We start from the raw sequence: 14,005 nt of genomic DNA, 5'->3' as shown, positions 1-14,005 counted from the left end.
CCATCATCGCCGGCATTACTTTGCTGCTTCCCGGTGAAGCGAACGCCGCGCGCCTGGCCACTTACCAACCGGGGATGTTGAGACGTTATCGATGAGCCGCGTGTCGCCGAGCCAAGCCGCGACAAGCAAGCGTGCTGGTCGGTCAAGCCTTGCTAGCGGCTGCAGGTCTGTTTCGCCGCGAAGTTCCAGGTACTCGACCTCGCGATAGCCTGTCGCCAGAATTGTTGCACGCGCTTCATCAAGCATGGGCAAGACAGGAGAGCCACGCGCAAGCCGCTCAGCCGTGTCGAGCAAGACCGAAGCCAGCTTTGGGGCAATGGCGCGTTCTGCTGGCGAGAGCCGGCTATTGCGCGACGATAGTGCAAGACCATCGGTTTCGCGGACTGTCGGACATGCGACCACCGTGATCGGGATGTCAAGGTCCCGGACCAAGCGCTTGACAAGCTGAAGCTGCTGGAAATCCTTTTCGCCAAAGAAGGCGAAGTCTGCGCCGGTCTGCAGGAAGAGCTTGGCCACGACCGTCGCCACGCCATCGAAATGGCCGGGCCGGAAGGCGCCGCACAGGCCCTCGCTGAGAGTGGACACCGAAACGGCCGTGGCGAAGCCCGTTGGATACATCTCGTCTGCATCCGGTACATAGAGCAGATGTGCGCCTGTCGGCACGAGCTTGGCAGCATCTTCGTTTTCCGTCCGAGGATAGGCGGCAAGGTCGGCGGCACTGTTGAACTGCTTGGGATTGACGAACAGCGTCACGACTACCCGCTCGGCCTTCTGAAGCGCGGCCCGCACGAGGCTCAGATGGCCTTCATGCAAGGCTCCCATGGTCGGCAGAACGGCGACACGGGCGCCTGAGCGACGCCATCCCGCGGCAACAGCGCGGAGTTCGGCAACGGATCGAACGATCGGCACGCTCATGTGACGTCTCCGGCCTTCGTCTCGTTGGCGTAGAGATGTTCGGCCGCCGGAAAGCGCCGTTCCCTCACGTCGGCGGCATAAGCCGCGATCGCCGCATCGGCCTGCTTGCCTAGTTCGGCGTAGCGTTTGACGAATTTCGGCCGGAAAGAGCCGAAAAGCCCAAGCATATCATCGCTGACCAAAATCTGGCCGTCGCAGGCCGGCGAGGCGCCGATGCCGATTGTGGGGACGGTGATCTCCGCAGTGATGCGCCGTGCGAGCGGCTCGGGCACTTTCTCCAGCACCACCGAGAAAGCGCCGGCTTCCGTGACCGCACCGGCGTCACGCCTGATGCGCTCGGCATCGTCTCCCCGCCCCTGGACGCGGTAGCCGCCGAGAGTGTTGACCGCCTGCGGCGTCAAGCCGATATGGGCCATGACAGGCACGCCGCGCGCGGCGAGGAAGCGGATCGTCTCGGCCATGGTCTGCCCCCCCTCGAGCTTCACCGCTGCACAACCGGTCTCCGCCATCAGGCGCGCAGCGTTGCGGAAGGCCTGCTCGGGGCTTTCTTCATAGGAACCGAATGGAAGGTCTACGACCATCAATGCTCGCACCAGACCGCGGCGCACCGCCTGGCCGTGCATGATCATCATGTCGAGAGTGACGCTCAGCGTCGACGAGAGGCCGTGCAGGACCATGCCGACGCTGTCGCCGACGAGAACGATGTCGCAGTGTCGATCGGCCAAACTGGCGATTGGCGTGGTATATGCCGTCAGGCAGACGAGTGGAGTCTGGCCTTTCCGCATCCGAACATCCAGCGGTGCAATCCCCTTTCGATCACCAGCTGCGCTCAACCCATCCCTCCTTCCCTCGCGTTACCCGCCGCGGGTGTCGCGTTTGGCACATTTTTGTGCAAGTGCGAAGAGCTAAAAATGGGGATGCAGCTGTGCGGTGTTGACGTGCGGACAGCCTCGCTTACATTAAATCGATTAAGGCTCCCGGGCTCGGGTCAACCACTTTCACGAACATGGACGATCAGGCAACAGGAACCAGGAAAGACAAAGCCGGCAAGGCGGACCAAGTCAAAGTGGACCTGATCGCCGTCGTCGTGGCCGTAAATGAAAGTGACCCCTGTCTCCTAACCATCGGCCAGGCTGACACCCTGCCGTCCGGACCTTTTGCGCTTGAGCACCGGTCGCCGCAATCCGGTTTGAGGGGGTGGGTCGAGCAGCAGACCGGCCAGCCCTTGGGGTACATCGAGCAGCTTTACACCTTCGCCGATCGGGACCGAATCGGCGCCGAACGCCAGCAGCGCGTCATCTCCATCAGCTATCTCGCTTTGACCAGCAAAGAACAGGCAACGGGCTCATCCAAGTGCGGCTGGCAAAGCTGGTACGACTATTTTCCATGGGAGGACCACCGCTCCGGCACGCCGGTGGTGCTGGATGTTGTGCGACCACGCTTGATCGGTTGGGCAGACGGAGCGAGCGACGCGGCCACGCGACGCGAACGCCGGCAGCGGGCGGCGATCGCCTTTGGCTTCGACGACCGTTATTGGAATGAGGAGCTCGTGCTTCAGCGATATGAGTTACTTTATGAAGCAGGCCTGGTCCAAGAGGCCGGAAGAGGACGGGAGACGCCGCTTCCCCTGGTGCCGAGCAAATCCATGGTCGCTGATCATCGCCGTATCGTGGCAACGGGCATTGCGCGGCTACGCTCCAAGATCAAATACCGGCCCGTCGTCTTTGAGCTTATGCGACCGACCTTTACGCTACTGCAGCTGCAGCGAACCGTGGAGGCGCTCGCCGGCAGGCTCATCCACAAGCCGAACTTTCGCCGCCTGATCGAGCAACAGGAACTGGTCGAGGAGACCGGCGAGACCACTGCGGAGACCGGTGGTCGGCCGGCGAAGCTCTACCGCTTCCGCCACGCCGTTCTCGACGAAAGGGCCGTCGCCGGGACAAAATTGCCGCTGGCGCGGGGTTGACATCCCTTATACTCACGGCAAGTATATGCCGGTTATCTTCAACTAGAGTATAAGCGGGGGCATCAATGAGCGCCGTGCTGCCTACGGCCGCGTTCCTCTACGAGCGCGTCCGGCGCGTGATCCCGCCGATTGAATGGCCGTCTTTCGTGGACGATATCGAAGCCATCCTTGCGCTCAAGCGCGAGCGCAATGCCATCATCCTGGCGCACAACTATCAGACGCCCGAGATCTACCATTGCGTCGCAGACATTGTCGGCGACAGCCTGGCGCTGGCCCGCAAGGCTGTGACAGTCGAGGCGCAAGTCATCGTCGTTGCCGGCGTGCATTTCATGGCCGAGACGGCCAAGCTGCTTAATCCGAAAAAGACCGTGCTTATCCCCGACCTCGGCGCTGGTTGCTCGCTGGCCGATTCGATCACGGCACAAGACGTGCGGCTGATGCGGCAGAGTTATCCCGGCGTGCCCATTGTCACCTATGTCAACACCTCCGCCGCTGTGAAAGCCGAGTCCGACATCTGCTGCACCTCGGGCAACGCAAAGGCGGTGGTGGAATCGCTCGGCGCGCCGCGTGTGATCATGCTGCCCGACGAATATCTCGCCAAGAACGTCGCCGCCGAGACGAAGGTCGGGATCATCGCCTGGAAGGGTCGTTGCGAGGTGCATGAGCGCTTCACCCCGGCCGATATTCGCGAACTGCGCGCCGCACATCCGGGTGTCATCGTGCTGGCCCATCCCGAATGCCCCCCGGACGTTGTCACAGAGGCGGATTTTTCGGGTTCCACCGCGGCCATGTCGGATTATGTCGAGCGGGAAAAACCACCCCGCGTAGTGTTGATGACGGAATGTTCGATGAGCGACAATATCGCGATCGCGCATCCCGACGTCGAGTTCGTCCGCCCCTGCAATCTCTGTCCGCACATGAAGCGCATCACGCTGGCTAACATTCGCGTCGCACTCGAGGAGAACCGGCATGAGGTTCGGATCGATCCCGGGATTGCAGGGCGCGCGCGCCGCTCGGTCGAGCGTATGCTTTCCATATGAGCCTCGACGTTCATGACATCGGCGGGGCGCCGGTCATCATCGGCGCCGGTGTGGCAGGCCTGATGACGGCGCTTCATCTGGCGCCGGAACCGGTTGTGCTTCTGTCCAATGCGGGGCTGGGAACCGGAGCCTGCAGCGAGCTCGCCCAAGGCGGTCTTGCGGCAAGTGTCGGCGGCGAGGACAGTCCCGAACTTCATCTTTGTGACACCGTCGCGGCCGGCGACGGTCTCTGCGACGTGACGACGGTGCGGCGAACGGTCCGAGCTGCACCTGAAGCGATCAGGACTCTAGAGCGCTTCGGTGTCGCATTCGACCGACGCGCTGACGGCGCGTTGCGGCTCGGGCTTGAGGCGGCGCACTCGCAGCGGCGGATCGTGCATGCGGCGGGCGATGCCACCGGTCGCGAGCTGGTCCGCGCGCTGATCGCCGCGGCACGGCGCACAGCCTCCATCACTATTCTGGAAAACGTGGAGGCCCGCCGGCTTGTCGTGGAAGACGGGGCGATTATCGCCGTGGTCGCGGCCGGGTGCACGGGCGCAATCGCCTTGCCAACGCGCCGCGCGGTCCTGGCGACCGGCGGCATCGGCGGCTTGTTTAGCGATACGACAAACCCGCCTGGCTCATGTGGACAGGGGCTCGCGCTCGCCGCCTGTGCCGGGGCGGAGTTCGCCGACCTGGAATTCGTGCAGTTCCACCCGACCGCCCTCGAGGGTCCGCGGCGGCCGATGCCGCTGGTGAGCGAAGCGGTGCGCGGCGAGGGTGCTGTGCTCATCGACGAGCAAGGAGAGCGTTTCCTCGCTGAAACCCCCGGGGGCGAGCTTGCGCCTCGCGACGTGGTTGCGCGCGCGGTTTGGCATCAGCTCGCTGTCGGACGCCGTGTGTTCCTGGACGCAAGGCAATGTCTCGGCCTCAGATTTGACAAGCGCTTTCCGGCGATCGCCGATTTGTGCCACCAGGCCGGCATCGATCCCGCGACCGACCCGATCCCGGTGCGTCCGGCGGCACATTATCACATGGGCGGTGTCGCTGTAGACGCTGCCGGCCGCAGCTCCATCGAGGGATTGTGGGCATGTGGCGAGGTCGCATGCACCGGTCTGCACGGCGCGAACCGACTCGCCAGCAACTCGCTTATCGAAGCGGCGGTCACAGCGAGCTGGGTTGCTGAAAGCGTCGCCGACGTATCACACACCCGGCGTCCGCGCGTGTGTTCCGCATTCGTGCCTCGACGGCCAGACGCCTCCGGCATCCGCCCAATCGTCTCGGCCGCGCTCGGCATCATCCGCGATAGCGAGACGCTACGCGACGGGGTGGCGGCCCTGTTGCCGATCGCAGCTCACGACAGCGCTGCCTCCGGCCCCGCCTTGGTCGCGCTGATGATCGCCATTGCGGCCCTGCGGCGCGAAGAGAGCCGCGGCTCGCACTGTCGTTCCGATTTCCCCGGACGCGATGCAGATGCGCGCCAGTCACGGCTGACACTGCGCAGCGCAATACAGACCGCCGTCGCACTCAGCTGGCGGGCGCCGATACGGAGCACCCTGACATGAATTCGTTCTCACCCCTTCCCTCAACCCTGATCGAGCCGATCGTGCGCGGTGCTCTTCTCGAAGACCTGGGCAGATGCGGTGATCTGACCAGCGACGCCGTGATCCCGCGTGATCGCACGGCCACCTTGGTGCTCAAGTCGCGACAGATGGGCATCGTTGCCGGTCTCGATCTGGCCGCCTTCGCCTTCATGCTCGTCGAGCCTGCGATCGACATGCACATCTGGCGAGCTGACGGCAGCGATGTCGCGGCGGGCGAGACTATCGCCAAGTTGTGCGGACCGGCGCGAGGCCTGCTCACGGCCGAGCGCACGGCGCTCAATTTTCTGTGCCGCCTGAGCGGCATCGCCACTGCCACAGCGACGATGGTCGAGGCCGTGCGTGGCCACAAGGCGAAGATCGTGTGCACGCGAAAGACGACGCCCGGCCTGCGCGCGCTGGAGAAATATGCGGTACGCGTCGGCGGCGGCGCCAATCACCGCTTCGGGCTCGACGACGCCGTGCTGATCAAGGACAACCACATCGCGATCGCCGGCGACATTCGCACGGCAATAGAGCGGGCGCGCGCCACCGCAGGCCACATGGTGAAGATCGAGGTCGAGGTCGAGACCCTTGAGCAGCTCGATACAGCGCTCACGCTGGGAGTCGACGCAGTGCTGCTCGACAATATGTCGGTTGAGGACCTTGCCCGCGCCGTGGCAATCGTCGGTGGCCGCGCCATCACCGAGGCTTCCGGTCGGGTGACGCCGAAAACGGCTCCGTCGATTGCTGCGACGGGGGTCGACCTCATCTCAGTCGGATGGCTGACACACAGCGCGCCTATCCTCGACATCGGCCTGGATATGCCGGCGCATCGGCGCGCGCTTGAACTGATGGAGATGGAATGAAAAGCATTCCCACCTCCGCTGGAGCGCGCCGACGCAGGAACTGCTCCATGCGAGCCTGCATCTTCGTGCGGCGCACCCTCCAACTGGTTCAGGCTCATCGGGCTGATCGACGATCATAGCGAACCCGAGGAGGGTCGACAGCCTCCTGCACGTGCTGTTGGACCAGCGACAAAGCTTTTGATGATGACGATTGGAACGAACTCGGAGTGCGACGTGAAGCAAGCCATGCAATCGATCGAGGGGGCACTATCCCGATGGAACCGCAAAGAGGCCGAGGCTATCCACGGGATGCCGTTCAATGACCTGCTCTTCCTGGCTCAGACAATCCACCGCCAGAACTTCGATCGCAACCGGGTGCAGCTGTCGCGGCTGCTCAGCATCAAGACCGGCGGATGCCCGGAGGATTGCGGCTATTGCAGCCAGTCTACACATTACGAAACCGGCCTGAAGGCGTCCAAGCTGATGGAGGTGGAGCGTGTCATTGCCGAAGCGATCAAGGCGCGGGACGCCGGCGCCACCCGCTATTGCATGGGCGCCGCATGGCGCAGTCCGAAGGAACGCGACATGGGCTCCGTGGTCGCCATGATCGAGGGCGTGAAGGCGCTCGGCATGGAGACCTGCATGACGCTCGGTATGCTGGACCTCAGTCAGGCGCAGCGCCTGAAGGCGGCCGGTCTCGACTACTACAACCACAACATCGACACGTCCGAGCGCTATTACGGCGAGGTTGTTTCAACCAGGACCTTTGCCGACCGGCTGGAAACACTTGGGCACGTGCGCGAGGTTGGCATGAAGGTCTGCTGCGGCGGCATTGTCGGGATGGGAGAGGAAAAGGCCGATCGCATCGACATGCTGGTCACACTCGCGAACCTGCCCGAGCCGCCGGAAAGCGTGCCGATCAACATGCTCATCCCCATCGAAGGCACGCCGCTTGCCGAGGCCGAGCCCATCGATCCGATCGATTTCGTCCGCACCATTGCGCTCGCCCGCATCATGATGCCGAAGTCCTATGTAAGGCTCTCCGCCGGCAGGACGGCGATGAGCGACGAAACGCAGGCGCTGTGCTTCTTTGCCGGCGCCAATTCGATCTTTGTCGGCGACATGCTGCTGACGGCGGACAATCCCGGCGAGGACAAGGATAATCGTCTATTCAGGCGTCTCGGCATTGAGCCGATGCCACGCGAGGCAAGATGAACGAGCCGCCGCTTGCCCGCTATGAAGCAACCCTGCAGGGTCTGGCACGCAAGGGCCGGCTGCGGACGCTGGCGCCGCGCGCCGGGCTCGACTTCTCGTCCAACGATTATCTCGGGCTTGCTGCCTCGAAGAGACTTGGCGATGCAGTCGGGGCGGCAATCGAGGGGGGCACCCCGGTCGGCGCTACCGGATCGCGGCTCCTGCGCGGCAACGCGCCGGAACATGAGGCGTTGGAGGCAGATGCGGCGGCGTTCTTCGGGGCCGAACGGGCGCTGTTCTTCGGCAGCGGCTACATCGCCAACTTCGCCCTGCTGAGCGCCCTGCCGCAGAAGGGCGACCTGCTGATCCTCGACGAACTCGCGCATGCCAGCATGCATGAAGGGGCGCGGGCTGGACGCGCCGAGTTCAGGCCGGCCACGCACAACGACATGAATGCTTTTGAGGACGCGATCAGGCGCTGGCGCGCCGAAGGTGGCATGGGGCATATCTGGATCGCAGTCGAAAGCCTGTATAGCATGGATGGCGACTGGGCGCCGATGGAGAGCCTGGTCGGGCTTGCCGATCGGTACGAGGCATTCATAGTGGTCGACGAGGCACATGCCACCGGCGTCTGGGGACCGGACGGCCGGGGGCTGGCCGCCGCTTTCGAGGGCCGCGACAACATTGTCGCGCTCCACACATGCGGCAAGGCGCTCGGCGCATCCGGCGCACTCGTCACTGGGCCGGGAGTGCTGTGCGACTATATTGTCAACCGCTGCCGGCCCTTTATCTACGCCACCGCGCCATCGCCGCTAATGGCGGTGGCGGCGCGCGAAGCGCTCGCAATCCTGGTCGATGAGCCGATGCGCCGCGTTCAGCTGCATGAGTACATTGCCTTCGCGGGCCGCCAACTGGCCGAGCGCTGTGGCGTGGCGCGCAGCGGCTCGCAGATCCAGCCACTTGTCATTGGTGACGTCAGCCGCACCATGGTGATGGCGGCGGCACTGCAGGCCCGCGGCTTCGACATACGCGGCATTCGCCCGCCGACCGTGCCGGAGGGCACGTCGCGGCTGCGCATTTCGCTGACGCTGAATGTCGGCAAGCCTGACATTTCGGCCATGGTCGAGACGCTCGTCGAGGTGTTGGGCACGGCATGACCACGCGTATCGTCGTCACCGGAACAGACACCGGAATAGGGAAGACCGTGTTTTCGGCTGGGCTCGCCGGGCTGCTCGACGGCTTTTACTGGAAGCCGGTGCAATCGGGTCTCGATGAGGAGACCGATAGTGAGGCGGTTGAACGGCTCGCCGGCCTGCCGTCAGGGCGCGTGCTGCCGGAAGCTCACCGCTTGAAGAGCCCGCTGTCACCGCATCGTTCAGCCGAAATTGACGGCGTCTCGATTGAGGCTGCCGATCTTGCATTTCCGGTCCTGCCGACACCGCTCGTCATCGAAGGCGCTGGCGGACTGATGGTGCCGATCAACCGACAGACAAGATTTATTGACATCTTCGCTGAATGGCGGCTGCCGGTCATTCTGTGCGCCCGCACCGAGCTCGGCACGATCAACCACACTCTGCTGTCGATCGAAGCCCTGCGGGTTCGCTCCATCCCGCTGATCGGCATCGCCTTCATCGGCGAAGAGGTAGCCGATACGCAAAGGACAATCACCGAATTCGGCGCGGTGCGTCAGCTCGGCAGGCTGCCACACCTCGTTCCGTTGACGCGCGAAACTCTGCGGAAGGCGATGTTTGCCGGCTTCGACCTCGCCAAGATTGCCGGAGGCGAATGATGTCGCGGTCGCCGGTCTGGCATCCATTCACCCAGCACGCGATCGAGCCGGCCATGCCGTCCGTTATCCGCACGGAAGGGGCTTGGCTAGAGACGAATGACGGAAGGCATATCCTCGATGCAATCTCCTCCTGGTGGGTGGTCACCCACGGGCACCGCCATCCACGGATCATGGAAGCAATCCGGAATGCGACTGAGATGCTCGACCAGGTGATCTTCGCCGGTCTCACCCATCAGCCGGCAGAGCAATTGGCCTCGGCGCTGATCGAAATAGTGCCGGCAGGCCTCGACTGGGTCTTCTATTCCGACAGTGGATCCACGTCCGTCGAAGTCGCGCTGAAGATGGCGCTCGGCTATTACCGCAATATCGGCGCGCCGCGTTCGCGCATCGTCGTCATGGAACACAGCTATCATGGCGACACGATCGGCACGATGAGCGTCGGAGCCCGCGGCGTGTTCAACGCCGCCTACGAACCCCTGCTGTTCGAGGTCGACACCATTCCGTTTCCGGCCGCAGGGCGCGAGCAGGAAACGCTGGATGGATTCGAGGCTTTCTCGCGCGACCGCCGCGCCGCCGCGCTGATCGTCGAGCCGCTGGTGCTCGGCGCCGGCGGCATGTTGATGTATCCGGCCTGGGTTCTGGCCGAATTGAAAAAGATCACTGAGGCCTTCGGCACGCTCCTGATCGCCGACGAGGTGATGACCGGCTGGGGGCGCACCGGAAGCACGTTCGCCTGCGAGCAGGCGCTGATCTCTCCGGACATACTATGCACCTCGAAGGGCTTGAGCGGAGGCGCAATCCCACTCGCGGCCACACTCGCGACCGATGCCATCTTCCAGGCCCATTACTCCCAAGATCGGCAGAAGACCTTTTTCCACTCGAGCTCCTACACCGCCAATCCGATCGCTTGCGCGGCAGCACTCGCCAATGTCGAGATCTGGCGGGACGAGCCGGTGGCCGAGCGGATTGCGGCCTTGAGCGCCGGGCAAGCCGTCGGGCTTCGACGCTTTCGCAACAATGCCAACTTCACAGATTGCCGGGCGACCGGCACGATCGCAGCTCTCGATCTGCGCGCCGGCTCGGCCGGCTATCTGGCCGAGATCGGACCAAAGCTGCGCGCTTTTTTCCTCGAGCGCGGCCTGCTCGTGCGCCCGCTCGGTAATGTGCTCTATGTTCTGCCGCCCTATTGCATCACCGGAGAGGAACTCGACGGATTGTATGACGCCTTCGAAGAGGCCGGCGAACGCTTCGGTCCGAGCGCATGAGCAGATCGTCGCGCTTTCTCGGGTTTGGCGATCATGCGCCGGCCCGAAAGGTGGAGAACCAGGAAATCGAAATCCGTCTCGGGCTTGAGCCCGGCTGGATCGAGCAGCGGACCGGGATACGCTCGCGCTTCTGGGCAACGGACCAAGACACGCTGTCGGGTCTTGCCGCGCACGCCGGCGACATGGCGCTGGCGAATGCCGGCATCGACCGTGGCGACATCGGTCTTCTGCTGCTTGCCACCTCGACACCCGATCACCTTCTGCCGCCCAGCGCGCCGCTGGTAGCACATCGCCTGGGCTTAGGCCGCGCCGGTGCGGTCGACCTCACAGGCGCCTGCGCCGGCTTCATCTATGCCCTGATGTTTGCCGACGGATTCACCCGCCTCCATGGCAAAGCGACCTTGGTCATCGCCGCCAACATCCTCAGTCGCCGCATCAATCCAGTCGAGCGCGCAAGCGCGGTGCTGTTTGCCGATGCCGCCGGCGCCGTGGTGATTGCCCCGTGCGAAGAGCCGGATCGGGGCATTCTCGGCGCCGCGTTGGCTTCGGACGGCTCGCGCTACGGGCTGATCCAGATTCCCGCCGGAGGAAGCGACACACCGTTCCACGGCGGCATGGACCTCGGGCAGACCCGCATGACGATCGCCAACGGCCGCGAAGTGTTCGCGAAGGCCGTGGAGATGATGTCTCGCTGCTCGCAGGAGGCCCTCTCTGCTGCCCGAATGCGGTCGCAAGACATCGATCGGTTCGTGCCACACCAGGCCAATGTCCGCATTTTCGATGTGGTCGGGAGGAACCTCGGAATAGCGGATCAAGCAATCGTCAAGACGATTGCCGAGTACGGCAACTCTTCCGCCGCGACCATCCCGCTTTCGCTCTCGCTATCGCATCGGGCGCAGCCGTTTCGGCCGGGCGAAAAGATTCTCCTTGCGGCGGCGGGTGCCGGTCTCACTGGAGGCGCCCTCATCCTCGGAATTTAGCGGTACGACGGCCATGCACAGGATTTGTCACGAATGACACTAGCAAAACGGGCCCAATGCGAAAAAATAGTCGCCGGCAAGCTGCATGGGCGCCGGTTCGGTGACGCGAGAGCTAAAACCCTGCAGACGATTTTCTCGAGCAGGACGATCGGCAACGCTACTTTGCTGGGCGAGGAGTGGTTGGCGCCAGTCCAGGAGAGCGGAGGTATCCAACTCCTCATTGCGATGAAGTCATCCTCGATATGTCGGCCCTTATTGGTCAACATCGTAACGGCAGTAGTGGCAGCCGTGAATTGAATAAGCGGCCCCTCGAAGGCATCAAACGTCATGCAGTCCGAAAAAAATGCTCATCTGCCTGTCTCAACAACGCTGGCTCCATTTCGGAACCCGGTGTTTCGCTCGATCTGGACGGCCACGCAAATATCCAGCCTCGGGTGGCTCGTGCAAACGGTCGCCATCAGTTGGCTGATGGCCACGATTTCCGCTTCGGATCTGATGGTTGCACTCGTGCAGGCCGCATCCACGTTGCCGGTATTCTTCCTCTCAATTCTTGCCGGAGCCATCGCCGACAACTTCAGCCGCCGATGGGTGATGTTTGTGGGGCACTGCCTGATAGCATTGGCATCAACTACGCTGATGATTTCGGTGGGCCTGGGATTTGTCGATCCCTGGCTCCTACTTGGATTGGGCTTTCTGGCTGGCTGCGGCTTCGCTCTGAATGATCCGGCCTGGCATGCCTCGGTCGGCGATATCCTGGACAAGCGCGACATTCCGGCCGCAGTGACGCTGATGTCTGTCGGATACAACATCATACGCAGCATAGGACCCGCTTTGGGTGGGACGATGCTGGCCTTCTTTGGGCCGCTCGCCGCTTTCGCCCTGGCCGCGCTGAGCGATCTGGTCCCTCTCGGCGCGATATGGCGCACCAAATGGAAGGTTCGCACTTCGCCTCTCCCTCGTGAGCGAATGACGATGGCAATTCATGACGGAGTGCGCTTCACGGTATTGTCCTTGGAGATCAGGGCAGCGATTGCCCGTGCGACCTTTTTTGGGCTAGCAAGCATCTCCATCCTTGCGCTACTCCCACTAGTCGTCCGGGATCAGCTGAAAAGCGGCCCAATCGTCTACGGCATCTTGCTGGCCGGCTTCGGCATGGGTGCTTTCGTCGCGGGCATGAGCAATAGCTTTCTAAGGCGGATCACGTCTCAAAACAGGCTGGTATCGTTCGCCTCTGTTGCTTGTGCAGCATGTTGCCTTTCCCTTGCACTCACATCATCGGTCGCCGTGGCGGCCATTTCGCTGGCACTTGGTGGCGCGGGTTGGCTTATCACCTGGACGGGCATCGACGTGTCGGTGCAGCTGGCAAGCCCAAGGTGGGTCGTCGGCCGCACACTGTCGATATATTACGCCCTGAGCGCAGGGGGTATGGCGGCCGGCAGCTGGATCTGGGGTACTGTCGCACAGGACTACTCCTTAGCCTGGGCTCTGGAGGGCGCCGCAGGGGCTCTGTTGCTGGTTGCAGCTGCGGGGATACTGTTGCCGGTCCGTCCATGGGAAGAAACGGATCAGGAAAGTTCGGATTTTCACCCGCCGGAGCTGGCACTCGAGTTGAAGCCCAGGAGTGGCCCCATAGTCGTCAAGGTCGAGTATCTTATAGCCGAAGAGAATATCGAGACCTTTCTGGGCTACATGCGCGCAAGGCGCCATGTTCAGAGCCGTGCCGGTGCGCGAAACTGGACACTCCAGCGAAATCTTCAAACGCCTTCGATTTGGACAGAGACATTCCGCACGCCAACCTGGATGGACTTTCTTCGCCTGAATCATCGGCTCACGGCAGCGGACAAGGAAGTCGGCCAGCTTCTCCTGGCGCTGCATGATGGAGAGCGTCCTCCGCACACAGTGCTTTCGATCGAACGAACGACTGAGGCAGCTCGTACCCGTGCCTCAACAATCTTTTCTCGTCCTCCCAGGTGACGTGATCACGAAAGCGATCGCATTCTGCCGCGCCGGTCGATTTCAAGCAGCGCGAAGGCCGCATCGCCAGTACGCGGAGCCTATGGGTCCGGCGCTCTCTCGCGAATACCCATGCCGCCGCGGGGCTCGAGGCCGGGGGCAGGAACGGTCCGTTCTGGGCCATCTTCGATGCGGCGCGCGACGGCAAGAAGGAGGGCATGGGCTTCGAGCGCTGGTGGTCGCGCCTGCGCACAAGCCGATCAGCATCACGTTCGACGTGCGCTTCAGCAGCGCTGTGCGGCTCAGAGACTGGCAGAAGAGTATCTGACTCGCTAGCGGCTGGCGCTGGGCCAGCCGGAACCAGGCCTGTTCGAAGACGGCGCTGGCGCTCGACCTTTCGGCGCCGGACATGGAGTGAGGTATGCGCCGCCTACATCCCATTGATTTCGCGTGTTTCTGAACATTGAGGTTTCTGCCAGAAGATTTTCGGCAAGAG

General features: G+C 63.1%; 12 protein-coding genes. 10 read left to right on the top strand and 2 right to left on the bottom strand.

The window, feature by feature from the left end; all coding sequences use genetic code 11:
- Nucleotides 1–15: 15 nt before the first annotated feature.
- Together panC and panB are read right to left on the bottom strand one after the other, a co-directional pair.
- Nucleotides 16–915 carry a pantoate--beta-alanine ligase gene (gene panC / locus AC0L2Z_RS16410; RefSeq protein ID WP_473628762.1) on the bottom strand — a complete coding sequence of 300 codons (900 nt, stop codon included), beginning with the start codon at nt 913–915 and terminating at the stop codon, nt 16–18.
- Entirely contained in the window at nt 912–1,748 is an 837-nt protein-coding gene (gene panB, locus AC0L2Z_RS16405) for a 3-methyl-2-oxobutanoate hydroxymethyltransferase (protein WP_473628760.1), read from the bottom strand. Before panB ends, panC begins: the two co-directional genes overlap by 4 nt.
- A 173-nt stretch (nt 1,749–1,921) precedes the next feature.
- Between panB and AC0L2Z_RS16400 the strand changes: the two genes are divergently transcribed.
- The 10 genes from AC0L2Z_RS16400 (at nt 1,922) to AC0L2Z_RS16355 (ending at nt 13,530) form a co-directional block, all read left to right on the top strand.
- Complete coding sequence (locus AC0L2Z_RS16400; protein ID WP_473628758.1) at nt 1,922–2,881, top strand: NUDIX hydrolase; 960 nt, start codon at nt 1,922–1,924, stop codon at nt 2,879–2,881.
- A gap of 65 nt (nt 2,882–2,946) precedes the next feature.
- The gene (gene nadA, locus AC0L2Z_RS16395) at nt 2,947–3,921 is read left to right on the top strand and encodes a quinolinate synthase NadA (protein WP_473491930.1); all 975 of its coding nucleotides are present in this window, start codon (nt 2,947–2,949) and stop codon (nt 3,919–3,921) included.
- Nucleotides 3,918–5,465: an L-aspartate oxidase gene (locus AC0L2Z_RS16390; protein WP_065010604.1), complete on the top strand. Its 1,548-nt coding sequence runs from the start codon at nt 3,918–3,920 to the stop codon at nt 5,463–5,465. Before nadA ends, AC0L2Z_RS16390 begins: the two co-directional genes overlap by 4 nt.
- On the top strand, nt 5,462–6,349 hold the full coding sequence (gene nadC, locus AC0L2Z_RS16385) for a carboxylating nicotinate-nucleotide diphosphorylase (RefSeq protein WP_473628756.1): 888 nt from the start codon (nt 5,462–5,464) through the stop codon (nt 6,347–6,349). Before AC0L2Z_RS16390 ends, nadC begins: the two co-directional genes overlap by 4 nt.
- Before the next feature lie 183 nt (nt 6,350–6,532).
- Nucleotides 6,533–7,543 carry a biotin synthase BioB gene (gene bioB / locus AC0L2Z_RS16380; RefSeq protein WP_473479587.1) on the top strand — a complete coding sequence of 337 codons (1,011 nt, stop codon included), beginning with the start codon at nt 6,533–6,535 and terminating at the stop codon, nt 7,541–7,543.
- The gene (locus tag AC0L2Z_RS16375) at nt 7,540–8,679 is read left to right on the top strand and encodes an 8-amino-7-oxononanoate synthase (protein ID WP_473628754.1); all 1,140 of its coding nucleotides are present in this window, start codon (nt 7,540–7,542) and stop codon (nt 8,677–8,679) included. Before bioB ends, AC0L2Z_RS16375 begins: the two co-directional genes overlap by 4 nt.
- Nucleotides 8,676–9,311, top strand: coding sequence for a dethiobiotin synthase (bioD, locus tag AC0L2Z_RS16370; protein WP_473628752.1), 636 nt, complete (start codon nt 8,676–8,678; stop codon nt 9,309–9,311). The genes AC0L2Z_RS16375 and bioD overlap by 4 nt, the downstream gene beginning before the upstream one ends.
- Complete coding sequence (locus AC0L2Z_RS16365; protein ID WP_473628750.1) at nt 9,311–10,576, top strand: adenosylmethionine--8-amino-7-oxononanoate transaminase; 1,266 nt, start codon at nt 9,311–9,313, stop codon at nt 10,574–10,576. Before bioD ends, AC0L2Z_RS16365 begins: the two co-directional genes overlap by 1 nt.
- Nucleotides 10,573–11,556, top strand: a complete 984-nt coding sequence (locus tag AC0L2Z_RS16360; protein ID WP_473628749.1) for a beta-ketoacyl-ACP synthase III — start codon at nt 10,573–10,575, stop codon at nt 11,554–11,556. The genes AC0L2Z_RS16365 and AC0L2Z_RS16360 overlap by 4 nt, the downstream gene beginning before the upstream one ends.
- Before the next feature lie 327 nt (nt 11,557–11,883).
- A complete protein-coding gene (locus AC0L2Z_RS16355) occupies nt 11,884–13,530 on the top strand; it encodes an MFS transporter (RefSeq protein WP_473628747.1) in 1,647 nt (548 codons plus the stop codon).
- The last annotated feature ends 475 nt before the right edge of the window (nt 13,531–14,005 follow it).

The sequence above is a fragment of the Mesorhizobium sp. WSM4850 genome, assembly GCF_055811735.1.
Note: the sequence above shows the minus strand (reverse complement) of the source record. Positions and strands in the feature narration are given on the sequence as shown.